Genomic DNA, 24986 nt, shown 5'->3' with positions numbered 1-24986 from the left:
GGTTGGACCCTTCGAGAGGAAAGCTCGCGAATCGACGCGAGACGAGGTTCGTTTCGATACGACGGGACGGGCCGGGCGGTTCAGCCGATGCTGAACGGCTGGCCGTACAGGGTCGTCTTCGAGTAGTGGTCGCCGATGATCTCGACCACCGTGTACGACCGCGCCTGCGCGTAACCCGCGCAACCTTGGATCTCGATTTCGGCGTCCTGGTACTCGACGGAGTACCGGCCGGGCTTGGTGATGTTCTTGTAGTCGATCTGGGCGAACTTGACCTCGCCCGGGCCCACCTCCAACCCGACCGAACCGCCGACGTTTCCGCCGTCGAGGCTCAAACCGAGGGACCCGCCCAGCCCGATCGCCTCGTCGCCGATGCCGACCTGGCAGCCGACGATATAACCGGTGTTGAGCTGCGAAGACCCATGGGTGGACGAATTGTTGGTGCCGTCTGCACCGGTCGGTCCGTTGTTCGGCCCCGGTTCCCCCTCCGGGGTGACCGTGACATCGGCGATCGCGTTGCCGGAAACCCACACGACCCGGCCCGCACCGTTCGCGGCCATGGAAGGCGATATAACGGCATGTTCACCGGTGCGGGAGATGGTGACCCCGGGACCGGCTTTCTGGCCGTCGGGTAGCGGCACGAAGGTATCGGCGTTGGCAGCGCCAACCGACAGAAGGCCCACGGCGACAGCGGCCGCGGCACCGATACCCGCGATCCTGGCGCCACTGCGTACACCGTCGGTGCGGTTCTCGCTCATATTTCCCCTCATCATTCGGACAAACAGCAGGCCTTCGAGCTCGGACACACCGCTCTCCGGCTCCGACCAGTGTTTCGCTCGTTTGTTACCTACAGGTGACCCGTTGTTATTTCGGTGCAAAGCCCGAAAACAGACAATGCACACGAAAGCGACCGGCTGACCCCGTTTTGCAAGCCCGCCGGACCGCCTTTGCGGCGGTCGACGCACCGAGATTAGGCGGTCGATAACAGGTTGGACAAAGGCACTTTTCGCTATACGTTGATGTGATCCATTTCACATCTACGTATAGCGAAGCGTGCACATGCAGGTCACCGGCCATAGCAGAAATGCCGCGCGGCCACGTCGAAACGATAAGAATCCGTAAACAGATCGGCCGGTAGGCCTATGGAAGAAAGAAAATATGCGCGTCGCCCAAACGCCCACCGTCAGAATCCCGCTGACCCGAGTTCTGGAAAATTAGGCCGAAAACCCCACGCCGTTACCCCCTCGAGATAGGACATTCATACCGCATTCGAATGGAATACGTTAAGCGCCAAGCCTTTTGCGGCACCCGCCCCCGTGCGTCTCAGCCCGCGTCCCCGTGATGCGGCGGAACCTGCGAGCGCAGCCAGTCGTCGCCGTCGCGGTCCGCTGACGAGCCGTCGTCCCATTCATCGCGCGTCGTACTCGGCAGCACCTCACCGAAAACCCGGTCCACACGTGCGAGGTCCCCCGCCCGGCGTCGTGCCCGGCGGGGGACCTCCGGGGTCTCACCCTCACTCATACCGCATGCCCCGGCTCACTCCAGCAGACCGGACAGCTCGCCGATGACGCGACTCGCCAACGGACCCAAGGTCGCCATTCCGTCGCGGACAGCGGCCCGCGTACCCGGCAGGTTCACCACCAGGGTGCTACCGGAGATCCCGGCCAGCCCGCGCGAAAGACCGGCGTCCAGCGACCCGGCCACCCGGCCCGATGCCCGCAGCGCCTCACTGATCCCGGGCAGGTCCCGATCGAGAACCTCGGCTGTCGCCTCCGGCGTGACATCACGCGGCGACATCCCGGTACCACCGACCGAGATCACGATATCCACACCGCCGATCACCGCGGTGTTCAAGGCGTTCCGGATCGCCACCTCGTCCGCCTCCACCGAAACGGACGCATCGACCAGGAACCCCGCCTCGGTGAGCAGTTCGGTGACCAACGGCCCCAGCGAATCCTCGCCGCCGTGTGCCGTTCGATCGTCGACGACCACCACCAGTGCGCGCCCCGCCACAGGAGCATCGATTTCCATACCGCTCACCGTAGCGTCGATATCGGTCGCGGCGTGGCCGCCCCCGGTCAGCAACTGCATCACCGTGCTCCTTCCACCGCGGCGGCGGCGAGGGTCACCTCGACCGTCTCCGAACCACCGCCCTGCCGATCCGTGTACGTCACTTGCACTTTGTCCCCGGGTTGTTTCGATCGCACCGCGGCCACCAGGGCATCCCCGGAATCGATCGTGCGATCGTCGAGCTTGGTCACGATCGAGCCCGCCGGAATCCGGGCCTGCGCCGCCGGGCCGTTCGGGGTGACCTCGAGAACCCGCGCTCCGTGCACGGATTCGTCGCGTTGCACGGTCATCCCTATCTGAGCGTACGTGGCATGGCCGGACTTGATCAGCTCATCGGCAACCCGCCGCGCCTGGTCCACCGGAATCGCGAACCCGAGCCCGATCGAACCGCTCTGCTGACCGGCCGCGCCAGACGACCCCAAGCTGGCGATCGCGGTGTTGATACCGATCAGCCGGCCCTGGTCGTCGACCAGCGCGCCACCCGAGTTACCGGGGTTGATCGCGGCATCGGTCTGGACAGCGTCGATCACCGGATTCGGCACGGTCGGGTCGCCTCCACCCTCACCGGTGGTGGAGACCGGGCGGTTGAGCGCCGAAACGATCCCGGTGGTGACGGTGCCCGCCAGGCCGAGCGGCGAACCGATGGCCACCACCGGCTGCCCGACCTGTAGACCGGCCGAACTGCCCAGCTCTACCGGTTTCAGATCCGTTTTCCCGCGCGCCTGGATCACCGCCAGATCCGATACCGGATCAGCACCGACCAGGGTGGCCGGGGCGGTACTGCCGTCGGCGAACGTCACCCGCATATCGCCCCCGGTGCCGCCACCGGCCGCGACATGGTTGTTGGTCAAGATCAGGCCGTCGGAGGAAAGCACCACGCCGGAGCCTTCGCCCTGCCCGCGGTTACTCGCCACCTCGATCATCACGACGGACGGAGTGACCTCCTGCGCGACCGCCTGCACCGAACCGGCCGGCGCGTGCGCGGCATCCTTGATGTCGGGCACCGGCGCATCGAGCGCGTTGGTCGCCACCGGCCCGCTACCGGAATCGGCGACCAGGGCACCGACCGCACCACCGACACCACCGCTGACCAGTGCGAGCGCAATCCCACCGGCCACCAGACGGGTACGCAGCGAACTCTTGCGCGGCGCGGGTGGTGGGCCGGCGGCGTAGAACTGCCCGGTATCGCCGGGCGGCGGCCCGCCAGGGGGCGGCGGCCCGCCGTAGGGGTGGCCCATCGTCGGGTACACGGCCGTATCGCCGGGTCTCGGCCCCGGAAACGGCTGCCCGCCCGGATAGGTCTGCCCCGGCGGCGCTGGGGCGCCGGGGTCATGAGCCGCACTCGGCTGGGGATGCGAATTCGAGGGCGGCACCGGTCCTTCGTGCGGCCGGTCCGGCCGGTTGGTGGAATCCTCGGTCATAGTCTCTCTATTCTGCCCATACTCCCTGTCCAGAGTGCCGAACACGACTGAGAACGATCTGAGATTGCTGTGTGTATTTGCGGCGCCTTCGGGGCCTCGCTGAACTCGGCCCCGCCGTTGGTTGCGTTGGGGTTCGGGGAGTGCCCCTGGTGGGCCAGGGATCCGGTTGGGTCGAAGGGGACGCAGATCACTGGCTCTGACCGGGCAATACGATCCGGATCATCGCGCCGCCGCCCTCGGAGGTGTCGATCGCGATCGTGCCGCCGTGTTTGGTGACGACCTGTTTCACAATGGCCAGGCCCAGTCCTGAACCGGGCATGGAACGAGACGCCGTTGTCCGGTAGAAGCGCTCGAAGACCAGTTCGCGTTCGGCGGGGGGTATCCCCGGACCGCCGTCGGCGACCGATAGTTCCAGCAGTCCGCGTCCCGTTTCGGCCATCCGCACCCGGACCGGTTCACCCGGCGGGCTCCATTTCGCCGCATTGTCGAGCACATTGAGTATCGCGCGTTCCAGGGCGGCTTCGTGGCCGTAGACGAACCAGGGCCGCAGTTCGGCGGCGAAGGCCACGGCACTGCGGCGGCGGACCCGTTCCAGGGCGCGTTCGGTCACCTCACCGAGATCGACCCGCTCGTACACCGTTTCCGGTGCGTCCTCACGGGCCAGGTCCACCAGATCGCCCACCAGGTTCGACAGCTCCTCGATCTGCGCCACCACATCCGAGCGCAGTTCGGCCATATCTTCCTCGGGTATCGCCGGGGCGTCGGGGCGACTCGAGGCGATCAGCAATTCGGTATTGGTGCGCAACGAGGTCAGCGGGGTTCGCAATTCGTGACCGGCGTCGGCGACCAGCCGGCGCTGCCGGTCGCGGGATTCGGCGAGTGCCCGCAGCATGGTGTTGAAACTCTCGGTCAGCCGCGCGAGTTCGTCGTCACCGGTGACCGGGATGGGGGTCAGGTCATCGGTGCGCGCGATTCGCTCGGTCGCGGCGGTGAGGCGCGCGATGGGGCGCAACCCGGTGCGGCCGACGGTGGTACCGGCACCGGCCGCGAGCACGACCCCGGAGGCGCCGACGGCGAACAGCAACCACGCCAGCCGGTCCAGCACCTCGCGAGTGGGTTCGAGCCGCTGCGAGATGACCAGGGTGACTCCGGAGTCCATCCGCTCGGCGAGCACTCGCTGGCTGTTGTAGGTGCGCAGGGAGGAATCGCGGTTGCCCTGCGCCACGGCGACCTCTTCGGTGCCGATGGGCGGTGTGGTGGGCTGCGGCGGCAGGTAGACGGGAATGCTCGCCGGTTTCTCCGCCCCCGACGGTGGCACCGGGTAGATGAGCGCGACACCGATATCGTTCGAGAACAGTGTGGCGACGCCCAGCGACTGGAACGCCATATTGTCGATATCGCCGCTGATCATGGTGGCCGCGCGGGCGTGCAGCTGGGCGTCGACCTGACCGTAGAGCGCCCGCGCCACCATGGCGTAGGCCGCGATCGAGGTGATCGCCACGAATATCGCCACCAGCGATGCCGCCAGCAACGTGACGCGCCACCGCAGTGAAACGGTACGTGTCAACGGGGTAGGCGGGCGCATGGTCGGGGGTTCGTCCGGCCACGGCCCGCCGAGTGTTGCCACCGCATGTTTTTTGGCCGCCGAGCGGGGGGTACGTGCCATATCCCGGGCTTACGGAGGCGTTTCGCGTAGCACGTAGCCGACGCCGCGCACTGTGTGGATGAGCCGAGGTTCGCCGTCGGCCTCGGTTTTCCGGCGCAGATAGCCGATATAGACCTCCAGTGCGTTACCGGAGGTCGGGAAGTCGTAACCCCATACCTCCTCGAGGATCCGGCCCCGGGTCAATACCCGGCGCGGATTGGCCATCAGCATTTCCAGCAGTGAGAATTCGGTGCGGGTCAGCGAAATGGACCGGTCTGCGCGCGCGACCTCCCGGGTGACCGGGTCCAGGGAGAGATCGGCGAACCGCATCGTTTCCGAGATCTCTCCGGGATCGGGCGCGCGGCGGCGCAGCAGCGCCCGCAGCCGGGCGAGCAGTTCTTCGAGCGCGAATGGTTTGGGGAGGTAGTCGTCGGCGCCGGCGTCCAGTCCGGCGACCCGCTCCGATACCGAATCGCGGGCGGTGAGTACCAGTATCGGGAGGTCGTCGCCGGTGCTGCGTAGCCGGCGGCATACTTCCAGGCCGTCCAGTCTGGGCATCATGACGTCGAGTACCAGGGCGTCGGGCCGATCGGCGGTCGCCTTTTCCAGAGCGTCGATACCGTCCACCGCCAGATCGACGGTGTAGCCGTTGAAGGTCAGTGATCGGCGCAGCGATTCCCGCACCGCACGATCGTCGTCGACCACCAGAATGCGCATTGCACCAGTTTGACCGCAGTGACTGAGAGGCTACTGAGAGGCCCCGGCCGGCCCGCGCGCCGCGGTGCCGACCAGGGGATTCATCCGATTGCCGGACCGGCCATTACCGATCTGTGATATGTCGTGAAACCTGTTCATCATCCGCTTTATTCGCGGTATAACCGGCTGAACGTCCCGATTGCCCACCGCTACCATGCACGGTATGTTCCGAGCGGGAAAAACTAGACCTCCGGTCGGTTCGGTATGACATTCAACCATAACTGAAACGGCCACGCACCAAATGAGGTCGATCGTGATGCGGAGGCGACAGAGGCGGATGGAAACCCCGCGACCGTGGCAATTCAGCCTGTCCAACTGGTCGGTCACCCGCAAGGTCGGTATCGTCCTGGTGTTGCCGGTCGTCCTGGCAACCCTGTTCGCGGTCCTGCGGATCAACAATGAGCTGCGCACCCTGGAACAGCTCGAAGCTGCGACCGAACAGTCCCGTGTCATCCAGCCGATCGTCGGTTACAACGCCGCGGCCGAAAACCTGGCGGTGACAGCCACCGCGCGGGGTTCCGATACCGAGTCCCGGACCACGGCGGCGCTCGCCCGGTTCGATTCGGCCCACCAGATCCTCGAACGCGCGATGGACAGCAACCGCATCTCGCCGGCGGTCTCACGCGAACTCTCCTCCGCGCTCACCCTCGGCTCCACCATGCGCAGCGGTGTCGGCAACGGCTCGCCCGCCATGCTCGGCGACCAGGCCGACGAGATCTCGGTACGGGTCGGTAACGCGCTCGCACAGTCGCCGACCGTCGATAACCTCTCCGTCCAGCGCTATTTCCTGCAGCTGAGCGCTGTCCAGGCGGCACGGCGCTCGCTCACCGCCCAGCGCCTGGTGATCAGTTCACCCAGTGCCGTGGACAATCCGGCCCTGCGCGCCCGCGTCCTCACCTCCGGCGGTGCGGAGCTGACCATGATCCAGCAGTACGGTCAGTTCCTGCCGGACGCGGCCGCCGGTATCCGGCCACTACTGGACGCGGTCCAGACCCGGCTGGCCATCTTCAGCCAGGGCACCCAGGGCGCGCTGAACGATCCGGCCGCGCGCGATTCACTGGATGCCAGCCTGCAGGGCTACGACACCACGACAGAACAGCTGTCCGCGACCATCACCGGCGCGCTCCACCACGCCACCATCTCCGCCCAGAACATCGCTCTGCGCGAAACCGCGTTGCTGATCGGAGCTCTGCTGGGCGGCCTGACCCTGGCACTGGCCGTGGCCCGGACCCTGGTCATACCGGTACGCCGGTTGCGCCGCGACGCACTGGAAGTGGCCCATGTCCGGCTGCCCGAGGAACTCGAGCAGGTTCGCGGCGGCGCCGAAACCCCGGAGATCGAACCGGTCGGCGTCCAGGGCACCGAGGAGATCGGCCAGCTGGCCCGCGCGGTCGACGAAATGCATCAGCAGGCACTCAACCTCGCCGCCGACCAGGCCCGTCTGCGGGTCCAGATCGGCAATATGTTCGAAACCCTGTCCCGGCGCAGTCAATCGCTGGTCGAACAGCAGCTCGGGATCATCGAGGAACTGGAACACGACGAGGAAAATCCCGGGCGGCTGCAGAGCCTGTTCCGGCTCGACCACCTCGCCACCCGGATGCGGCGTAACGGCGACAACCTGCTGGTGCTGGCCGGCACCGCGTTGCGCCGCGGTCAGCTCGAACCCGTCCCGCTCTCGGATATGCTGTGGAGTGCGGTATCTCAGGTCGAAGACTATCAGCGGGTCGAGATCGGTCATGTCCCCGATGGGGTCGTGGCCGGTGAGCCGGCTGTCGATATCGAACATCTGCTTGCGGAGGTCATCGATAACGCGCTGCGCTACTCGCCGCCCAATACTCCGGTGGCCGTGACAGTTTCGCGCGCGGTGGACGGCGGATACCTGGTCGAGATCACCGACCGCGGCCTGGGAATGGCCACCGAGGACCTGCACGCGGCCAACGCCCGGCTGGCCTCCGGCGGTGAGATCAATGTCGAAACCGCGCGCCGGATGGGCCTGTTCGTCGTGGGCCGGTTGGCCAAACGCCATCAGATCACGGTCGGTCTGCGCCGTACCTCGACGATGGCCCAGCAGCCGGGGATCACCGCCAGCCTGCATCTACCGGGGCTGCTGGTCTCGCCCGACACCGGCCCGGACAACTCCACCACCCTCACTACAGACTTCTCGCTCGGGTCCCCATCCCAGCTGCCACCGGCGCTGCACTCCTCCCCCGCGCTGCCGGCGCAGCCACAGCCACGACAGTTGATGCCGGTACCCAGCCTGCCGCAGACCGAGTCCTGGCCGGTGCGGCGGGACCCGGTGCCGCCACCGGCTCCGGTACCCACCGGATCGGGGGCCGGTACCACTGCCTCGGGTCTCGGCACCACGGCCGCCGGACTGCCCCAGCGGCGGCCGTCCGCGAGTTTCCCGCCGATGACAGGTGCGGGCAACGGCCGGCCCGGCGCGAACGGCACACGGGATACGTTCTCGGCGTTCGACCCCGTCGAAGAGCCCGAACCCGACGAAACTCCGACCGGATTGTGGTCGGAGACCCATAAGCCCCGGTCGTTCCCGGCCCCGGTCGAATCCGCGCACACCGGGCCGGAACCGGCACACGACGCTCCGGCATCGATCACCTCCCGCTCGGGGTTGCCGATCCGCCGCCCGGGTATGGAACGCGAGGATTCGTTCGGCCGCGCCGAACAACGCCTCGACGAAGCATCCGCAGGCCCGGCCACGTCCACCCGGCTACAGCCCGTCGGCGCCGCCACACCCACCCCGATCTACCAGCGCATGGTGTCGGAGTGGCTGGTGGAGCCGGCGTCCACACAAGACGAACCACGACAGGACTGGACGTCGCCGGCCGATGCCGGCTGGCTGGCCGCCGAGGATGCGGCGCGCCCCAGCTCGGATTCCACAACCGCCAACGGGCTCCCGATCCGCCGGCCGGGCGCACAGCTCGTGCCCGGCGGGCTCGCCCCCGTCGAAGACGAGGCCCCACGGAATCCGGAGGAGATCCGGAGCAATCTGACCAGACATCTGAGCGGCGTCCGCAGTGGGCGGACCGACGCACAGCACAATGACGGAGGGCTTGCATGACCACCCCGAATGGCAGCACGGACACAGACGAGAACCTGAACTGGCTGGTCGCCAGATTTACCCGGGATGTTCCGGGTGTCTCCCACGCCGTCCTGGTCTCCGCGGATGGGCTGCTGCAGGCGGTCAGCCCGCATCTGCCCGCCGACCGGGCCGAACAGCTGGCCGCGGTCACCGCCGGTCTGGCCAGCCTGTCCACCGGCGCCGCCCAATTGTTCGACGGCGGCAAGGTGATGCAGTCGATCGTCGAGATGCAGCGCGGCTACCTACTGGTCATGAGTGTCGGCAACGGGTCCCATATCGCCGTGCTGGCCAACAAGCAGCACGATATCGGCCGGATCGGCTACGAAATGGCACTACTTGTGGACCGCGTCGGCTCGGTGGTCAGCGCGACCGCCCGATCAACCGTCTGAGCACCATGTCCCAATTCGGCCAAGCGACGCCCAACTTCAATGCCGGCGGGCCCGACTACGGGCCCGGTGCACATAATTTCGGCCCGGGAGCCCAGCAGAGCGATCCCGCATCCGCGCAGTTCAACACCGGTGCGTACCGGTTCCGCACCGAGCCGGCGCCGAAGGCTCCGCGCCGGGCCGGGCGGGTCCGGCCGTATGCCCTGACCTCGGGCCGCACCCAACCGGCTGTCGATCTGCCGATGGAGGCGGTTATCGAAACCATCTCGTATCATGCACAATTCGATTGGCCGTCCGGTGATATCCGGGCCGAAATCCTTCGGCTCGGTGCCCACCAGCTGTCGGTCGCCGAAATCGCCGCCCATCTCGATCGTCCGCTCGGTATGGTCCGCGTCGTCATCGGTGATCTCGTCGTGGACGGCAACCTGCGAGTGCATTCGACTTTGACCGAGCAGGCGAGCTACGACGAGCGCCGGTCGCTGATGGAGAGGACATTGAGTGGACTCCGAGCCCTATAGCAAGACCGAGGGTGGTTCCGCGGCGGGATCGGATACCCGCGTCGCGTCGACCAAGATCGTGGTCGCGGGCGGCTTCGGTGTGGGGAAGACCACATTCGTCGGCGCGGTATCGGAGATCGTGCCGCTACGCACCGAGGCGATGGTCACCAGCTTTTCCGACGGCGTCGACAATCTGGACGATACCCCGGATAAACAGACCACCACCGTCGCCATGGACTTCGGGCGGATCATCCTGCCCGGCAATCTGACGTTGTACCTGTTCGGTACGCCGGGCCAGCGACGGTTCTGGTTCATGTGGGACGACCTGATCCGCGGCGCGATCGGCGCGGTGGTCATGATCGATACCCGCCGACTGGAAGACAGTTTCGCCGCGGTCGATTTCTTCGAGGCGCGCAACCTGCCGTTCCTCATCGCGGTGAACCGTTTCCCGAACGCGCCGCGGTTCGCGATGGCCGAACTGCGGGAGGCGCTGTCGGTCCGCGAGGGGGTACCGATCGTCGATATCGATGCCCGTGACGCCAAAGAGGTCCGCCAGGCCCTGGCAGCCGTCACCGAGTACGCGATCAACCGGCTGAAGGCACAGGAGTACGAGGGAGTCGCCCGGCATGGTTGACCTGCTGGCCGCGGAGACGGTCGCGACCGTCGAGCTGTTCACCATGGGCTACTGGCTCACTCTGCTGACCGCACTGGTCTCCGCCGTCGGCATGTTCGTCGGATTGGCGTGCGCGATCAACGGTCGCCGTTCGGTCCGGTTCCGGCCGGTCTGGATCGCCGCCGCCGCCGTCTCGATCGGCGGGGTCGGCGTATGGCTGGCCAGTACGGTTTCCCTGCTGGGTGTTTCCATTCCGGGGACGGTCGTGCGTTACGACATCTCCGACCTCACGCTTTCACTGGTCTTCGCCGTCGCCGCGGTCTTCGCCGGATTGCTGCTGGCGGGTCGCGAATTCGATGTGAAGCGGATGGGGAGCGCAGCCGCGGCCATCGGCGTCGGCTTCGGGGTCATGCTGTGGTTGCAGTTGTCCTCGGCCGCCATTCAGGGGTCGGTATCGGTGACCGTCTGGATGTACCTGATCGCTGTGGTGATCGCGGTGCTCGCCTCGTCGCTGTGTGTATGGCTTTTCCAGCGTTTCCGTTTCCCGGCCGCACGGGTGGGGTCGATCGTGATGTTCGCGGCGGGTGTGGCGGTGTTCTACTTCACCGGTATCGCCGGATTGGAATTCCGGCCGGACCCCGAGGCGCAGCCGGCCCAGGGCATGGAGTTGTTCGGTTACGCCTTCCCGATGCTGGTCATCGGGCTGCTGTCACTGGCCGTGCCGATCACCGCGGTTCTGGTGGCGCCCGAACGCCGCGACGAGCAACCCGCCCCGGCCCGGAAGAGCCCCGGGAAATCGGCGACTACACCGGATGAGGGGCCGGGCGGCGGTAACTCGAACGATGGCGCCGGATCCGGCCTACCCGGACGCGAACTCCGGCCGTCCGCGGCAGCGGCGCTCGCGCAGCGGGCACGGCCGTTGCCCGAGCCCGTTCACTGATCGCCCATGGAGAAGGAACTCGTGGCCGGGGAGCAGGACACACTGCTGCGGGAGTTGTGGGCGCAGGTGCGCGCGCTCCGCACGGAAGTATCCGACCTGCGGGTCGAGATCAGCGAAATGGAAGCCACCGTAGCGGATCTAGTGGACGGGGCGGACGAGACCGATCGGATACAGCTGCCGTGGCCGGTTTCGCTGCTCCTACTGCCGGCTGCGCTGACGCTGGCATTGATCCGGCAGGTCGACGAGCTCGCACGTGCCCTGACGACGGAATGTGATCCGGCACAAAAAGAACTGCCGGAAACTGTGCGCAAGACCCCCTGAAGTGGCGATGAGCGGGTCTCCCATTTCTGGGAGACCCGCCCTCACGCACGAGGATAACGGGAACAGGTCCCGAAATCAGCACCTCCGGCAAGTTTTTCCGCTTTTCGCGGTGTCCGGGCCCGTAATCGCGGTACTCAGCAGTCCATCGGTCGGCTATCGACCAGCAAGCGAATATTCCAGGTCGAGCATATTTCGACGCTAGCCGGACGATTGCCCGGACAGCACTTTTCGCCGCCGGCAGGAGCCAGATAGACCTGCCGCGGAGACGGATTCATATCTAGGGGGCATGACAGATCAGCGGCGTTTCAACTCGTCCGGATCGATCACACCCCGCCGCACCGCCGCAACCAACCGGCGCGGTACCCGATGGACGACACCACCCACTGTCACCGGAACCAGATCCGGCGCGGTCGCCTTCCAATTCGCTCGCCGGCTGCGGGTATTCGACCGGGACATCCGCCGCTTGGGGACCGCCATCTCAACTCTCCTTCCGGGCCCGCGCGCCGCGCTTGCCGTACTTGCGCTCGAATTTCTCCACCCGGCCCTGGGTATCCAGCAGACGGTTCGCCCCGGTCCAGAAGGGATGCGAATCCGCGGTGACATCGACGATGAGCAACGGATAGGTATTGCCGTCCGACCAGACGACCGTCCGGTCCGCGCCGGCGGTGGACCCGGTGAGGAACTGTTTGCCGGTACTCGCGTCCTCGAACACGACCGGCCGGTAGTCGGGGTGGATTCCCGGTTTCATCATTTCTCCTTCCGGGCATGCTCGCCCGTATCGGTTGCCCGCCCCTCACCGGCGGCGGTGGAGCTGGGTTCATCCGGCTCGCAGGGGTCGGCATGCCATTCACCGAACGGATCCGGCCACCGCGCCACCGACTGCGGGGACCGTGCCACCTGCAACAGCTCGGCATCGTCCACCAGCGCCCAGTGCAGCGCCTCCCGGATCTCGTGCGGATCGGCGTCGTACACCAGGATCACCAGCGAAATATCGCGGTCGCCGAATCGCTCGTCCCAGCGCAGTCCTGCCATGGCCAGTCGCTCCGGATCGGCGCCGGCACGTTCGTCCGCCGGCACAGCCGCCAGCCACCGCCCCGCCCCACCGATCCGGAGACCGCCACCGGCCGATTCCAGCCACACCACCTCATCCGGTTGGGTGGCCAGCCAGATCCGGCCGCGGGCGGTCACCACGCCGTCGAAGAGCATGTCCAGGGCACCGTGCAACCGTTCCGGATGGAAGGGCCGCCGCGCGGCGAACTCGACCAGCTCCACTCCGTGTTCCGGCCCGAGCGGTGGCCCGCCGCGCAGTAGTGGCGCGTGTGCATCGAAGGTGCGGCCTCGGCGCGCTTCCGGGGGGACAAGGCTCAGCAGCGCGTCCATCGCAGCGGGTGTGATCGCGGCAGCCGATTCGGGCCAGAGCACCGGCGCCGAGGGGACGAGCCGGGAAAGTACGGCGCTCAACCGGGCGTGTTCCACCGGGTCCACGTCCGCACCGCCCGCCACCACGAGCGCATCGGCGAAATCGACCTGGCCCACGGCGAGCTGAGCGACTGTCCGGTCGTCGTCGGCCCAGGCCCAGCCGAGTTCCTCGAGCGTCGCGTCACCCGTCGCCGCGGCCGGCCAGGTACGGACGTCGATCGCGGTCACCACCGCGGCCACGTGCACATCGCGTGCCGCCGGACCGTCCACCCGGCCCACGATTCCCGTGACCGGTATCTCGGCGATCCCGGCACAGACCGCCTCGGCCTCGAAGGCGGGATCCAGGGCGAGCACGATGCGATGCACCGAGGCGCGTGCGGCCAAGGTGCACAGCAGCGGCAGCAGATCCGCCTTCAACGTGCACGACACACAGCCGTGGGCGAGTTCGTGCACCGATTCGGACGTTTTCCCGGCGGAGTGCACGGTGCGGCGGACTATTCCCTGACGAAGTTCGGTGAGATCGTGCCGAACGATCACGGTGCCGGCGGCCGCGCCGAGGGCACCGGCGACGAGACCGGCGGTTCCGGCCGGATCGCCGTACAGACCGGCGACCACCACGACCGGAGTGCGGCGGGAGTGGTGGCCTGCGGATGCTTGTGCGGAGATGGACACCACGACCCTTTCGGCAATGATTTTCATTTAGGACCGGGCACACGCTACAGTGTCGATTCGCCGTTGTCGAAAACGATTGTCATCATCACCTCGACAGCGGTCGTCACCGTTCTCCGTCGAAGGGAGCCGTTATGTCGGCCCACTGCCAGGTCACCGGCCGCAAACCCGGGTTCGGCAAATCCGTCTCGCATTCCCACAAGCGCACCAACCGTCGCTGGGACCCGAATATCCAGCGCAAGACCTACTACTTGCCCAGTGCGGGCCGCCGGATAACCCTGAACGTCTCGGCGAAGGGGATCAAGACGATCGACCGCGACGGTATCGAGGCCGTGGTGGCGCGGCTACGCGCCCGCGGCGAACGAATCTGAGGAGACCACGATGGCATCGAAATCGACCGAGCTCCGCCCGCTGGTCAAGCTGCGTTCCACCGCCGGTACCGGATACACCTATGTCACCCGCAAGAACCGCCGCAACGACCCCGACCGGATGATCCTGAAGAAATACGACCCGGTGATCCGCAAACACGTCGACTTCCGGGAGGAACGGTAATGGCCAAGAAATCGAAGATCGCCCGCAATGCCCAGCGCCGGGAGGTCGTAGCGCGGTACGCCGAACGCCGGGCCGAACTCAAAGAACTCATCCGCAAACCCACCACCCCGGACGACGAACGCCTGGCCGCCCAGGCCGCCCTGCGTCGCCTGCCGCGCAACGCCAGTCCGGTACGATTGCGCAACCGGGACACCGCCGACGGGCGACCACGCGGTTACCTTCGGAAATTCGGTCTCTCGCGGGTGCGCGTACGCGAGATGGCCCATCGGGGCGAACTACCCGGTGTGCACAAATCGAGCTGGTAAACCCACTGATCTCGTGAGTTAGGAGCCGGTCATATGGCAATCAGACGAGGCCCGTCGAAGAAGGCCCGCGCCGAGCAGGCCCGCCGGCCGAAGAAGAATCCACTCATCGCCGCAGGGATCGAAACCGTCGACTACAAGGATGTGAACCTGCTGCGCACGTTCATCTCCGATCGCGGCAAAATCCGCAGCCGCCGGGTCACCGGCCTGACCCCGCAGCAGCAGCGGCAGGTCGCGGTCGCGGTGAAGAACGCCCGCGAAATGGCCCTGCTGCCCTTCACCAACCGCTGACCGCATATCGAAGTCGGATGCCCGGTACCGCACAGCGGTACCGGGCATCCGACTTCCCGGGGCACCGCCCCCTCGGCCACCGGCCCGCGACGCCGGGCCCCGGCCACTAGAGTCGTCCACATGATCTCAGCGCGCGGGTTCCTGGCGATTCTCACAATCTGCGCCGCGCTGTCGGTCACGGCCTGCGGCGGCAACAGTGATCCCGGCGCGGAGCCGGGCCCGCCCTCCGGGCCGTCGGCGAGCCCCACCTCGGAAAAATCACCCAGCACGCCGACCGAGGACCCGACCGCCGACCCGGGGCAGATGTTCACCGCCGACCCGTCCATCGTCGGCAGCCACCCCATCCCCTTCACTTCTTGGACTCGCGTCGCCGAGGACCGGATCGCCGTGCATTTCGAGTCCGGAGTGCCCGCATGCTACGGCGTGGACGCCTCGGTCACCGAAGCCGAAAACACGGTCATCGTAGAACTCCGCAGCGGCACCCGCGCCGACGCCACCGACAAGATGTGCGTGATGATGGCGGTCTTCGGCACGCTGGAGATCCAGTTGGACGAACCGCTCGGGGAACGCCGGGTACTCAGCGCGGTCTGATCCCGCGACCTGCTGTCCGGCCCTCGCGGGCCCACCGAATGTCGATGCCCAGAATTCCAGGGGCACAGCAATTCTCGGCTTTCCGCGCCGGGGCGGCTTTCCTAACCTACTGCACGTAGGAATCCGAACCGCCCGGGCGGTCGACGACAAGGAAACAACAGAATGAAGCGTGTACTGGTCTCCGGCGTATTCGCGGCCGCGCTGACGCTCGGCTCGGTCACCGGCGTAGCAGCAGCGGCTCCCGGTCTCCCCCTCGAATCGGCCGCTCCGGCGGTAACCGATCCCCAGCCGGTGAACGCCCCCTCCAGTGGCTCGGGCTTCATGCACGAGCCCAGCGGCTCCGCCTTCTCCGGCCCGGTATCCTCCGGATCTGCCGAAGTTTTCCGCAACATCGTGGTCCCCCTGGTCGTCACCTTCTCCGCCGACCCTTGCACCGCAGGCTGCCTGCCGCTGTAGCGCCGAGGAAGCCGCGCGCCGGCCCCGAACCGGCCTGGTGAGCTGTGAAACCGACGCGGCACAGTGCTCGGCCTGACCAGCACCCTGCCCGGACACAACGACGAACGGTGCCACTCCCAGAACGGAATCCCTCGGCGGAGTACGAACAGGACCCACCGACCTCCACCGCAACCAGCGACGGCGCCTGAAAGAACTTCGGCGCGTCCCGAACGCAACCGACGGCGCAGCCGAGTCTTAGGAGGCCCTGAGAGGTTTTGGCCCGTCCCTGCTTTCCGCGCTCGATGCGATGCGGCGCAGCCGCGAGTGTCGAGCGCGGAAAGCAGAGGGACCAAGGGGCCAAAACCCGCGCCGCCGGAGGCGGCGCAAACGGCGGAGCTCAGTGGGCGAAGTGGCGGGCGCCGGTGAAGTACATCGTGATCCCGGCCGCCCGGGCCACATCCACGGTCTCCTGATCCCGGACCGAACCGCCGGGCTGCACGATCGCCCGCACGCCCGCCTGGATCAGCGTCTCCGGGCCGTCCGGGAACGGGAAGTACGCGTCCGAGGCGGCAACCGAGCCCGTGGCCCGGTCACCGGCCCGCTGGACCGCGAGACCGACCGCGTCGACCCGGTTGACCTGTCCCATTCCCACACCGACCGAGGCGCCGTCGTGGGCAAGCAGAATCGCGTTCGATTTCACCGCCCGGCAGGCGCGCCACGCGAATGCCAGATCGGCGAGTGTTTCCGCATCCGCCGGATCGCCGGCCGCCAACGTCCAGCCGGCGGGGTCGTCACCGGCTGCGTCGAGTACGTCGCGCTGCTGAAGCAGGGCGCCACCGCTGATGGGGCGCAGTTCCGCACCTGCACGCCGCGGCGGTTCGGAGATCAGGATGCGTACGTTCTTCTTGCGCTGCAACACTTCCACCGCACCGTCGGCGTAGGACGGCGCCACGATCACCTCGGTGAAGATCTCCGCGACCTGCTGCGCCATCTCCACGGTGACTTCGCGGTTCGCCGCGATCACACCACCGTAGGCACTCACCGGATCGCAGTCGTGGGCCTTGCGATGCGCCTCGGCGATATCGGCACCCACGGCGATACCGCAGGGATTGGCGTGTTTGATGATCGCGACCGCGGGCTCGGCGTGGTCGTGTGCGGCGCGCCAGGCGGCGTCGGCGTCGACGTAGTTGTTGTACGACATGTCCTTGCCGTGCAACTGCTGCGCCTGCGCCAGACCGGGCTCGCCGGAACCACCGGTGTACAGCGCGGCCGCCTGATGCGGATTCTCGCCGTAACGCAGCACCGCCGAACGGTGCCAGTTCCCGCCGATCCATGCCGGGAACTCCGTCTCCCCGGCGGGGCTTTCGGTCAGTGTTTCCGCCATCCAGGTCGCCACGGCCACGTCGTAGCTCGCCGTGTGCTGGAATGCCTTGGCTGCCAGCGCGGTGCGTTCGGCGAGTGTGAATCCGCCCTCGGCCACTGCCTTGCGCACCTGGTCGTAATCACCGCTGGCGACGACCACAGCCACCGACGGATGATTCTTCGCCGCTGCACGCACCATCGACGGGCCACCGATATCGATCTGCTCAACGCATTCGTCCGAGGTCGCACCGCTTGCCACCGTCTCGCTGAACGGGTAAAGGTTCACGACCACCAGCTGAAACGCCTCGACACCGAGTTCGGTGAGCTGCGCGAGATGCTCGGGTTTACGGGTATCGGCAAGGATGCCCGCATGCACCCGGGGGTGCAGCGTCTTGACCCGGCCGTCCAGAGTCTCCGGAAAACCGGTCAACTCCTCGACCCTGGTCACCGGCACACCGGCGTCGGCGATCCGGGCAGCTGTCGAACCGGTGGACACCAGTTCGACACCCGCCGCATGCAGCGCTGTCGCCAGCTCCGCGAGCCCCGTCTTGTCGTAGACGCTCACCAGCGCCCGGCGGATGGTCTTGCGTTCACTCACCGGAGAACTCGCTCATCTGGGATCACTGCCTTTCGTCCATCGGAGACAATTCCGCGGGTGGCGACGGCGGCGACAACGTCCACCAGTAACCGTCGCTCCACAATTTTGATTCGCTCGTGCAGAGTGGGCTCGTCGTCATCGGCACGCACCGGCACCGCTTCCTGCGCCAGGATCGGCCCGGTATCCACCCCGGCGTCCACCAGATGCACCGTGCTACCGGTCACCCGGACCCCGTAGGCGAGCGCGTCGCGCACCCCGTGCGCGCCCGGGAACGCGGGCAGCAGCGCCGGGTGGGTGTTGATGATCCGGCCACCGAACCGGTCCAGGAAGGTCGGGCCGAGCAACTTCATGAAACCGGCGCAGACCACCAGATCGGGCCCGTATCCGGCGACCGACTCGGCGAGCGAACGGTCCCAGGCGGCGCGGTCGGGGTAATCGCCGACCGGGATGCGCACCACGGGGATACCTGCGGCCGCGGCATGGTCGGCGGCGGCGCAATCCCGGTCCACGCCCACAGCCCGGATCCGCGCCGGATACGCGGTATCTGCGGCGGCCTCGATGAGCGCGCGCAGTAGCGACCCGGTTCCCGAGGCGAGTACGACCAGGCCGGCCGGGATGGAATCGGTGGGTTCCGGGGCGGTCAGGGCTCTACTCCTGGAGTTCGAAGGGGCGGTGGCCGGTGATGGCGGGACCGGACCCGCAGGCACGGAGAGAGCCTAGTAGACGCGGTTCGCGGCCGATCCGGCGGCAGTCGGGTGGCCCGATACCCGCGCCGGCAACCCTGCTAGCGCCGGTCGCTGTTCTCGTCGTCGACCGGGTCGGGTTCGACCACCTCGGCGTCCACGATTTCGGTTTCGGACTCCACGGAATCCGACAGCGGCCGCGATCCGGGTTCGGCCGGTTCACCGTCCACGACCTCGACGTCCAGCGGTGGTTGCGGGCCGACCGGCTCGTTGCGGGGTTGTTCCAGCAGGCCCGCATAGCGGTCGGCGGAGGTCGCGGTATCCGCGGGCAGTTCGGGCAGCTTCCCGGCCGGTAGAGCGGCGACGTGCTCCGGATAACCGGGGAAGTAGTCGTCGCGGTCGTCGTCGTAATCGTCGTCCGCCGGATCGAACAGCGCATCCGGATGGCGCAGCAGAGGGGTCGGGAACGAGACCAGGAAGGTCCGCGCGTAGAGCAAACCGGCGTACCCGGGGATGGCCAGCCAGGCGAATACTGCGAGCGCGAAAATCGGCAACTCGACACCCAGCCGGCCGAAATTCCCCAATTCGCCTCCGGCCAGGGCGGCCAGGGCGGTGAGCGCGGCGCTTCCCATTCCGGCGGCGGCGAGCAGCGCCCACGGCGCGGCCGGCCGGTCGTAGCTCACCCGGGCGGATTCCACTCCGGCGTACACCCCGATCGCCGCCGGCACGATCAGCAGAACGGCCCACCACAGTGCGGCCGCGCCGGTCGGTACGGCCGCGAGCACAGGAACTGCCGGTACCGGGCCGCCGACCACCGTGAACACCCCGACGGAGGCATCACCGAACTGCACACCCGGGCCGACGAGCACACCCACTCCGGCGATCACCGCGTTGGGGAAGTACACCAGCGAGAGCAACGTGAAGCCCAGCACATCCACGAAATTCTCGGCGCCACCGTAGGTATCGCCGACCTGCGACCAATGCACCACGAGCCCGGCCACGATCATCGCAGCCGAGGCGGCCGATAGTCGCAGGGCAGCCCGCCCGGCCACATATGCGGCGGCGATCGCATCGTAGGGCAGAAGGTCGAAGATCCGCTCCCGGCACCGGAACACGATCCCGGTGCCCGCGGCAAGCAGATGCAGAACCAGTACCCAGGCGAATGCGGCCAGTGGGTTGGGGCGTTGCAAGGCGATGGAACCCGATGCGTCTTCGGTGACGGCCAGGCAGACGGCGGTGATGAGCAATGGCCCACCGGCCGCGGCCCCGAGCAGCCAGCCGATTTCGGCACGCGTGGGATCGGTGTCGGTGGCCGCAACGGCTTCCCGGGCGGCCGCCCACATCACCAGCGCGGTGACCAGCACGGGCAGCAGGCCCACGGTGGTGGTACCGATGGTCAGCGGAACCTGATGTACCGCGAGCCAGCCTGCGGCCACGGCGCCGCTGAGGCCGGTGAGATCACTACCCGCAGTGAGCAGTGTTGCGAGCATCGCCACCACGATGACAGCGAGAGCGAACGCCGCCGGCCGGAACGCGGCGTAGAGCAACACCCGGGCGCGGTCCGGTGGTAAGGCGAGCGAACCCGATTCACCGGCTGGATGCGCCGAGACCCGGCGCCCGCCCCGGAACGGTCGGTTCGACGAGGTACGCGGGGCACTCATGGATTTCAGAGTGGCAGTTGCCCCGGCGCGGGCGCTTCAGGCGCGCCGCGCCGGGGACCGCCGAGGATCACTTCTGGTCGTCGGACTGGCGGAACGCGCGGGTGGCGTCGCCTGCCGGGTCGGAGCCCTGTTCACCGCCGAACGGCTGCCCCGCCTGTCCCGGCTGGCCCGGCTGCTGCGGCTGCCCGTAACCCGCCTGCGGCTGCTGCTGCCCGTACGGCGATTGCTGCTGCTGGCCACCGGCGTATGGCGACTGCTGCTGACCGTACTGCTGTTGGGCCTGCTGTGGCGGCTGCTGGCCGAAGGCCTGCTGCTGACCGTACGCCTGCTGCTGACCCGGCTGGGCGTAGCCCGGCTGCTGCTGCTGGCCGCTGCTGTACTGCTGCTGCTGGCCGTAGCCCGGCTGCTGACCGTAGCCCTGCTGGCCCTGGTACTGCTGCTGGCCGTAGCCCTGCTGCTGTTGCCCGGCCGGGAAACCGGACGGAGCGGACGGGCGGGCGGCCGGCGGGGACAGGATGCCCGCGTCGAACAGCACAACGGCAATCGCCAAACCGGCCTGCACCAGCGCAAGAACCAGGATCAGGTACAGCCCGATCTCGGCCTTGGCGCCCTCGGGCAGCGTGAACAGCTGGAACAGAATGGTGAGGAAGGTACCGGTCGCGACTGCCGCGGAAACCCCGACCCAGTTCTGCTTCGGCAGCAGCGACAGCCCCGCGAGCAGACCCGCGATCAGCAGCAGGCCACCGATCGAGGCTTCCTGGTACTCCCAGAGATTCAGGCTGGTGTCGGCCGACGAAGGCAGGTCCATATCGGTATCCGCACCCACATAGGCGAGGAAGCCCAGCAGGAACGCGAGCACGCCCACGGCGGCCGCACCGATGGTCAGGAAGAACGGCAGGCCTTTCCCGCCGGCCTCAGCGGCATTCGCACCACCGGCAGCCTGTGGCTGGCCGGGATTGGGTGGTACGGAGGGCGGAACGGGTGCGTTGTACCCGGAGCCCCCGGTCGGGTATGACATGTCGTCGTCTCCTCGGTCGAGTCATACGTACTTGACAGCTGAATTCCCTTTGACGCTACTGCACACACGCGGGCCGTGTCATCGGCGCTATCTCCGGCAGCGCGAGGTCCGGGGTCAACGACCGAGGCCACCCGCACACCAGGGTGCGGGTGGCCTCGGATGTCTCACCGGATGAGCGGTTTCAGGCGCTGACGGCAGCCTTCTCCAGGATCTCGCGCGCCAGGGCGGCGGTTTCGGACGGCGTCTTGCCGACCTTCACACCCGCGGCTTCCAGCGCGTCCTTCTTCGCCTGGGCGGTACCCGACGAACCGGACACGATGGCGCCCGCGTGCCCCATGGTCTTGCCCTCGGGCGCGGTGAACCCGGCGACGTAGCCCACGACCGGCTTGGTGACGTTGGCCTGGATGTAGGCCGCGGCGCGCTCTTCGGCGTCACCACCGATCTCGCCGATCATCACGATCAGCTTGGTCTCCGGATCCTTCTCGAACGCCTCGATGGCGTCGATATGGGTGGTGCCGATCACCGGGTCGCCACCGATACCGATGGAGGTGGAGAAGCCGAAATCGCGCAGCTCGTACATCATCTGGTAGGTCAGGGTGCCGGACTTGGAAACCAGTCCGATCGGGCCCTTGCCGGTGATGTTGGCCGGAGTGATGCCGACCAGCGCTTCGCCGGGGGTGATGATGCCGGGGCAGTTCGGGCCGATGATCCGGGTCTTGGTGCCCTTCTCGACGTTGTATGCCCAGGCGTAGGCGGTGTCCTGCACCGGGATGCCCTCGGTGATCACCACGAGCAGCGGGATCTCTGCGTCGATGGCCTCGATGATGGCGTCCTTGGAGAACTTCGGCGGCACGAAGGCGATCGACACATCGGCGCCGGTCTTCTCCATGGCCTCGGCCACGGTGGCGAACACGGGCAACTCGACCGCGTTGCCGTCCTTGTCCGTGTGCGAGACGGTGGTGCCCGCTTTACGCGCGTTCACACCGCCGACGACCTGGGTGCCCGCCTTCAGCATCAGGGCGGTGTGCTTGGTGCCCTCGCCGCCGGTGATGCCCTGGACGATGACCTTCGAGTCCTTGTTGAGGAAGATTGACATAGTTCTGTTTGTCCTTTACTGGGCGTGCCCGGGTAGGTCGACTCAGCGGGCAGCGAGTTCGGCGGCCTTGTCGGCGCCTTCGTCCATGGTCTGCGCCAGCGTCACCAGCGGGTGCGCGGCTTCGGCGAGGATCTTGCGACCCTCTTCCACCCGGTTACCGTCCAGGCGGACCACCAGCGGTTTGTTCGCCTCGTCGCCCAGGATCTCCAGCGCCTTCACGATGCCGTTGGCGACCGCGTCACACGCCGTGATACCACCGAAGACGTTCACGAAAACGCTCTTCACCTGGGAATCGTTCAGGATGACGTCCAGGCCGTTGGCCATCACCTCAGCGGAGGCGCCGCCACCGATATCGAGGAAGTTGGCCGGTTTCACACCACTGTGCTTCTCGCCGGCGTAGGCGACGACGTCCAGGGTGGACATGACCAGACCGGCGCCGTTGCCGATGATGCCGACCGCACCGTCGAGCTTGACGTAGTTGAGGTCGTTCTCCTTGGCCTTGAGCTCCAGCGGATCGGTCGCGTCCTTGTCCGCGAACTCCGCGTGATCGGCGTGCCGGAATTCCGCGTTCTCGTCCAGGGTCACCTTGCCGTCGAGCGCCAGGATCTCGTCCTGCGGGGTGCGCACCAGCGGGTTCACTTCCACCAGGGTCGCATCTTCGGCGACGAAGACCTCCCACAGCTTCTGGATGGTCACCGCGGCGGCGTCCAGCACCTCGGCGGGCAGGTGGCCCTGCTCGGCGATGGAGCGGGCGAACGCGAGATCGACGCCCTTGACCGCGTCGACCGGCACCTTGGCCAGCCGGTCGGGCTTGGTGGCGGCGACCTCTTCGATCTCCATACCGCCCTCGACCGAGCACATGGCCAGGTAGGTGCGGTTGGTGCGATCGAGCAGGAAGGAGATGTAGTACTCCTCGGCGATATCCTTCGCCTCGGCCACCAGGACCTTCTTGGTGATGTGCCCCTTGATGTCCAGGCCGAGGATGTTGTTCGCGTGGGTCAGCGCGTCGTCCGGGGTGGCCGCATACTTGACGCCACCGGCTTTACCGCGGCCGCCGGCCTTCACCTGAGATTTGATCATCACCGGCTTGCCGATTTCCGCGGCGATCGCGCGGGCATCCTCGGCAGTGTCGGTCACGCGACCTTCCGACGAAGGCACCCCGTGCTTTACGAAGAGCTCCTTCGCCTGATATTCGAAGAGATCCATGTATTCACCGTCTCGTCTGCGTTGCTATGACAACGTCTTTGTTGGCGGCCCGACGTCGGTAGCGGGTCGTTCGGACTCTAACCACTCATAGGGACGGCCGATCGCGCACGTTCATCCTAAGTGGCACAGGTCACGGGCGCGTCTGCGGGGAGGTCAAACCCGCAGGCCATGCCTACCGGCGAGTAGCTTATCTGCGGATCCCCAGGCGACACGGGGGCCCGGCGGCCGGCGTTCGAACGGACGGATTCCCGGATCACCGCGCAACGTTTCCGGCAGCGAGCTATCACGACATCGAAACGTGAGGAACATCACAGTAACGTTTGGAATCGTCCTACCGCTTGCCGCGTCGCAATCGTTTCGTTACCGTCGAACCGATCGATGTCACAGCTCGATCACGAGCGTCGCCAGGCGTGTTGCTTGCGCATCCGGTTGTCGCGCGAGTAGAGATCTCCGTGATGTTGCTCCCGTGAGCAGGTTGAGAGAGGACGGCAGCTTGACGCAGCACACCGCTCCGCAGTCGCAGAACCGTTCGGTGACAGCCTTCCCACCGCGTCCCGCCCCGGCCGGACGTATTCCCTGTACACCCCTTCGGATGGCCGATCGGATGCGGATCCGCTGATGAACCACCACGGCACCCTGGATGCCCAATACAACGGCCACCGGCACCGGCCGCGCGGCAACAACGGCGCACCGGCCGCCGAAGCTCCCCAGCCGTTCAATGCCTTCGGCGCCCCCGGTGACAGCCGGTCGCGTAGGCATCCGCTGAATACCGCCGCGGCATCCGCTGCCGCCGACTCTCAGCGCAGTGATTCCCAGCGCAGCGCCGCCGACGATTTCTGGTCGACCAACCAGGGCTGGGCCGAATCCGGCGACGCCCGCACCGACCGGGAGTCGTCCGAGCCGCAGACCACTATGTGGTCCGAACCGCAGGGCGCTGCATGGTCCGAACCGCAGAACAGCACCTGGCCCGAGCCCACGCCCGCCGGCCGGGAACACCGGGCCGCCTGGTCGGAGCCACAGGCCGGGACGTGGCCGGAGCCGCAGACCACCGCCTGGTCGGGTCGCGACTGGCACGGTGAGGACGGCTGGAACCGCAGCGATAAGCCCGCCTGGCACAGCGATCCGAACTGGAACAGCCACCAGAGTTGGGCCGAGGCGCAGACCTGGGCCGACGATCCCGCCCCCGGCAGCAGCGCCGAGCCCGCGCCGTACAACCGGCCCGGCACGGTCGCCGAGGCCCTGGCGAACAAGCCTGCCAAGTCCGATACCGACGAGGAATCGCGACCGTCCCGCTCCCGCGGCGCCCACCGGGTCGCTGCCCCACCGTCCGCGCTCAAGGGCCGGGCCGCGGTGGTCGCGG

The 24986-nt window shown here is 67.3% G+C and carries 27 protein-coding genes and 1 pseudogene; 13 read left to right on the top strand and 15 right to left on the bottom strand.

From position 1 onward, the window contains the following. Positions 1-80: 80 nt before the first annotated feature. The 6 genes from NS6_RS16610 to NS6_RS16585 form a co-directional block, all read right to left on the bottom strand. A complete protein-coding gene (locus NS6_RS16610) occupies positions 81-755 on the bottom strand; it encodes an MspA family porin (protein WP_068042823.1) in 675 nt (224 codons plus the stop codon). A gap of 565 nt (positions 756-1320) precedes the next feature. After that, positions 1321-1518: a hypothetical protein gene (locus tag NS6_RS16605; RefSeq protein WP_068042821.1), complete on the bottom strand. Its 198-nt coding sequence runs from the start codon at positions 1516-1518 to the stop codon at positions 1321-1323. Positions 1519-1533: 15 nt separating this feature from the next. Next, positions 1534-2088 carry a MogA/MoaB family molybdenum cofactor biosynthesis protein gene (locus tag NS6_RS16600; protein WP_068042819.1) on the bottom strand — a complete coding sequence of 185 codons (555 nt, stop codon included), beginning with the start codon at positions 2086-2088 and terminating at the stop codon, positions 1534-1536. Beyond that, positions 2088-3488, bottom strand: a complete 1401-nt coding sequence (locus tag NS6_RS16595; protein ID WP_084471116.1) for a S1C family serine protease — start codon at positions 3486-3488, stop codon at positions 2088-2090. The genes NS6_RS16600 and NS6_RS16595 overlap by 1 nt, the downstream gene beginning before the upstream one ends. Positions 3489-3675: 187 nt before the next feature. Beyond that, the gene (locus NS6_RS16590; protein WP_068042817.1) at positions 3676-5154 is read right to left on the bottom strand and encodes a HAMP domain-containing sensor histidine kinase; all 1479 of its coding nucleotides are present in this window, start codon (positions 5152-5154) and stop codon (positions 3676-3678) included. A gap of 9 nt (positions 5155-5163) precedes the next feature. After that, positions 5164-5850 (bottom strand): response regulator transcription factor, encoded by a 687-nt coding sequence (locus NS6_RS16585; RefSeq protein ID WP_068042816.1) that lies wholly within the window; start codon positions 5848-5850, stop codon positions 5164-5166. Positions 5851-6166: 316 nt separating this feature from the next. Here NS6_RS16585 and NS6_RS16580 point away from each other — a divergent pair, with 316 nt between their 5' ends. The 6 genes from NS6_RS16580 to NS6_RS16555 all read left to right on the top strand — a co-directional run bounded on the left by NS6_RS16580 (position 6167) and on the right by NS6_RS16555 (position 11743). Further along, complete coding sequence (locus tag NS6_RS16580) at positions 6167-8965, top strand: sensor histidine kinase (protein WP_068042814.1); 2799 nt, start codon at positions 6167-6169, stop codon at positions 8963-8965. Next, entirely contained in the window at positions 8962-9375 is a 414-nt protein-coding gene (locus NS6_RS16575; protein ID WP_068042812.1) for a roadblock/LC7 domain-containing protein, read from the top strand. Before NS6_RS16580 ends, NS6_RS16575 begins: the two co-directional genes overlap by 4 nt. Positions 9376-9575: 200 nt before the next feature. Further along, complete coding sequence (locus tag NS6_RS16570; protein ID WP_068042993.1) at positions 9576-9890, top strand: DUF742 domain-containing protein; 315 nt, start codon at positions 9576-9578, stop codon at positions 9888-9890. Continuing rightward, complete coding sequence (locus tag NS6_RS16565) at positions 9871-10503, top strand: GTP-binding protein (protein WP_068042810.1); 633 nt, start codon at positions 9871-9873, stop codon at positions 10501-10503. The genes NS6_RS16570 and NS6_RS16565 overlap by 20 nt, the downstream gene beginning before the upstream one ends. Beyond that, complete coding sequence (locus NS6_RS16560) at positions 10496-11422, top strand: MHYT domain-containing protein (protein ID WP_068042808.1); 927 nt, start codon at positions 10496-10498, stop codon at positions 11420-11422. The genes NS6_RS16565 and NS6_RS16560 overlap by 8 nt, the downstream gene beginning before the upstream one ends. 6 nt (positions 11423-11428) lie before the next feature. Continuing rightward, a complete protein-coding gene (locus NS6_RS16555; RefSeq protein WP_068042806.1) occupies positions 11429-11743 on the top strand; it encodes a hypothetical protein in 315 nt (104 codons plus the stop codon). A gap of 294 nt (positions 11744-12037) precedes the next feature. Here NS6_RS16555 and rpmF read toward each other — a convergent pair whose 3' ends face one another. From rpmF to mrf, 3 genes are read right to left on the bottom strand one after another with little or no spacing between them, the layout of a single operon-like run. Further along, the gene (gene rpmF / locus NS6_RS16550; protein WP_068042804.1) at positions 12038-12220 is read right to left on the bottom strand and encodes a 50S ribosomal protein L32; all 183 of its coding nucleotides are present in this window, start codon (positions 12218-12220) and stop codon (positions 12038-12040) included. A 1-nt stretch (position 12221) separates the two neighbouring features. Beyond that, positions 12222-12491, bottom strand: a complete 270-nt coding sequence (locus NS6_RS16545) for a type B 50S ribosomal protein L31 (protein ID WP_068042802.1) — start codon at positions 12489-12491, stop codon at positions 12222-12224. Beyond that, positions 12491-13861 (bottom strand): ribosome hibernation factor-recruiting GTPase MRF, encoded by a 1371-nt coding sequence (gene mrf / locus NS6_RS16540; protein WP_084471115.1) that lies wholly within the window; start codon positions 13859-13861, stop codon positions 12491-12493. The genes NS6_RS16545 and mrf overlap by 1 nt, the downstream gene beginning before the upstream one ends. Positions 13862-13965: 104 nt before the next feature. Here mrf and rpmB point away from each other — a divergent pair, with 104 nt between their 5' ends. The 6 genes from rpmB (at position 13966) to NS6_RS16510 (ending at position 16023) form a co-directional block, all read left to right on the top strand. Beyond that, positions 13966-14202: a 50S ribosomal protein L28 gene (rpmB, locus tag NS6_RS16535; protein ID WP_033243516.1), complete on the top strand. Its 237-nt coding sequence runs from the start codon at positions 13966-13968 to the stop codon at positions 14200-14202. Between the two features lie 10 nt (positions 14203-14212). Next, positions 14213-14383 carry a 50S ribosomal protein L33 gene (gene rpmG, locus NS6_RS16530; RefSeq protein ID WP_068042800.1) on the top strand — a complete coding sequence of 57 codons (171 nt, stop codon included), beginning with the start codon at positions 14213-14215 and terminating at the stop codon, positions 14381-14383. Further along, positions 14383-14688: a 30S ribosomal protein S14 gene (gene rpsN, locus NS6_RS16525; protein WP_062973670.1), complete on the top strand. Its 306-nt coding sequence runs from the start codon at positions 14383-14385 to the stop codon at positions 14686-14688. Before rpmG ends, rpsN begins: the two co-directional genes overlap by 1 nt. Positions 14689-14721: 33 nt before the next feature. After that, on the top strand, positions 14722-14976 hold the full coding sequence (rpsR, locus tag NS6_RS16520) for a 30S ribosomal protein S18 (RefSeq protein ID WP_033243519.1): 255 nt from the start codon (positions 14722-14724) through the stop codon (positions 14974-14976). Between the two features lie 120 nt (positions 14977-15096). Continuing rightward, positions 15097-15567 carry a hypothetical protein gene (locus tag NS6_RS16515; RefSeq protein WP_068042798.1) on the top strand — a complete coding sequence of 157 codons (471 nt, stop codon included), beginning with the start codon at positions 15097-15099 and terminating at the stop codon, positions 15565-15567. A gap of 162 nt (positions 15568-15729) precedes the next feature. Then, a complete protein-coding gene (locus NS6_RS16510; RefSeq protein ID WP_068042796.1) occupies positions 15730-16023 on the top strand; it encodes a hypothetical protein in 294 nt (97 codons plus the stop codon). 376 nt (positions 16024-16399) lie between these two features. Here NS6_RS16510 and purH read toward each other — a convergent pair whose 3' ends face one another. The 6 genes from purH to sucC form a co-directional block, all read right to left on the bottom strand. Further along, positions 16400-17962 carry a bifunctional phosphoribosylaminoimidazolecarboxamide formyltransferase/IMP cyclohydrolase gene (purH, locus tag NS6_RS16505; protein WP_068042795.1) on the bottom strand — a complete coding sequence of 521 codons (1563 nt, stop codon included), beginning with the start codon at positions 17960-17962 and terminating at the stop codon, positions 16400-16402. Next, positions 17959-18606, bottom strand: coding sequence for a phosphoribosylglycinamide formyltransferase (purN, locus tag NS6_RS16500; RefSeq protein WP_210747017.1), 648 nt, complete (start codon positions 18604-18606; stop codon positions 17959-17961). Before purN ends, purH begins: the two co-directional genes overlap by 4 nt. Positions 18607-18746: 140 nt before the next feature. Then, a complete protein-coding gene (locus tag NS6_RS16495) occupies positions 18747-20306 on the bottom strand; it encodes a cell division protein PerM (protein ID WP_068042793.1) in 1560 nt (519 codons plus the stop codon). Positions 20307-20373: 67 nt separating this feature from the next. After that, positions 20374-21324, bottom strand: coding sequence for a DUF5336 domain-containing protein (locus NS6_RS16490; protein ID WP_068042791.1), 951 nt, complete (start codon positions 21322-21324; stop codon positions 20374-20376). A 181-nt stretch (positions 21325-21505) separates the two neighbouring features. After that, on the bottom strand, positions 21506-22420 hold the full coding sequence (gene sucD, locus NS6_RS16485; protein WP_068042789.1) for a succinate--CoA ligase subunit alpha: 915 nt from the start codon (positions 22418-22420) through the stop codon (positions 21506-21508). Positions 22421-22462: 42 nt separating this feature from the next. Beyond that, positions 22463-23626, bottom strand: a complete 1164-nt coding sequence (gene sucC, locus NS6_RS16480) for an ADP-forming succinate--CoA ligase subunit beta (RefSeq protein WP_068042786.1) — start codon at positions 23624-23626, stop codon at positions 22463-22465. Positions 23627-24244: 618 nt separating this feature from the next. Between sucC and NS6_RS16475 the strand changes: the two are divergent. Next, positions 24245-24986 (top strand): annotated as a pseudogene (locus NS6_RS16475) (hypothetical protein); the annotation flags it as partial.

The organism is Nocardia speluncae NBRC 108251 (genome assembly GCF_001613245.1).
In the GTDB taxonomy this organism is placed as follows: domain Bacteria; phylum Actinomycetota; class Actinomycetes; order Mycobacteriales; family Mycobacteriaceae; genus Nocardia; species Nocardia speluncae.
The sequence above is the reverse complement of the archived record's forward strand: the minus strand, read 5'-3'. Positions and strand labels throughout refer to the sequence as shown.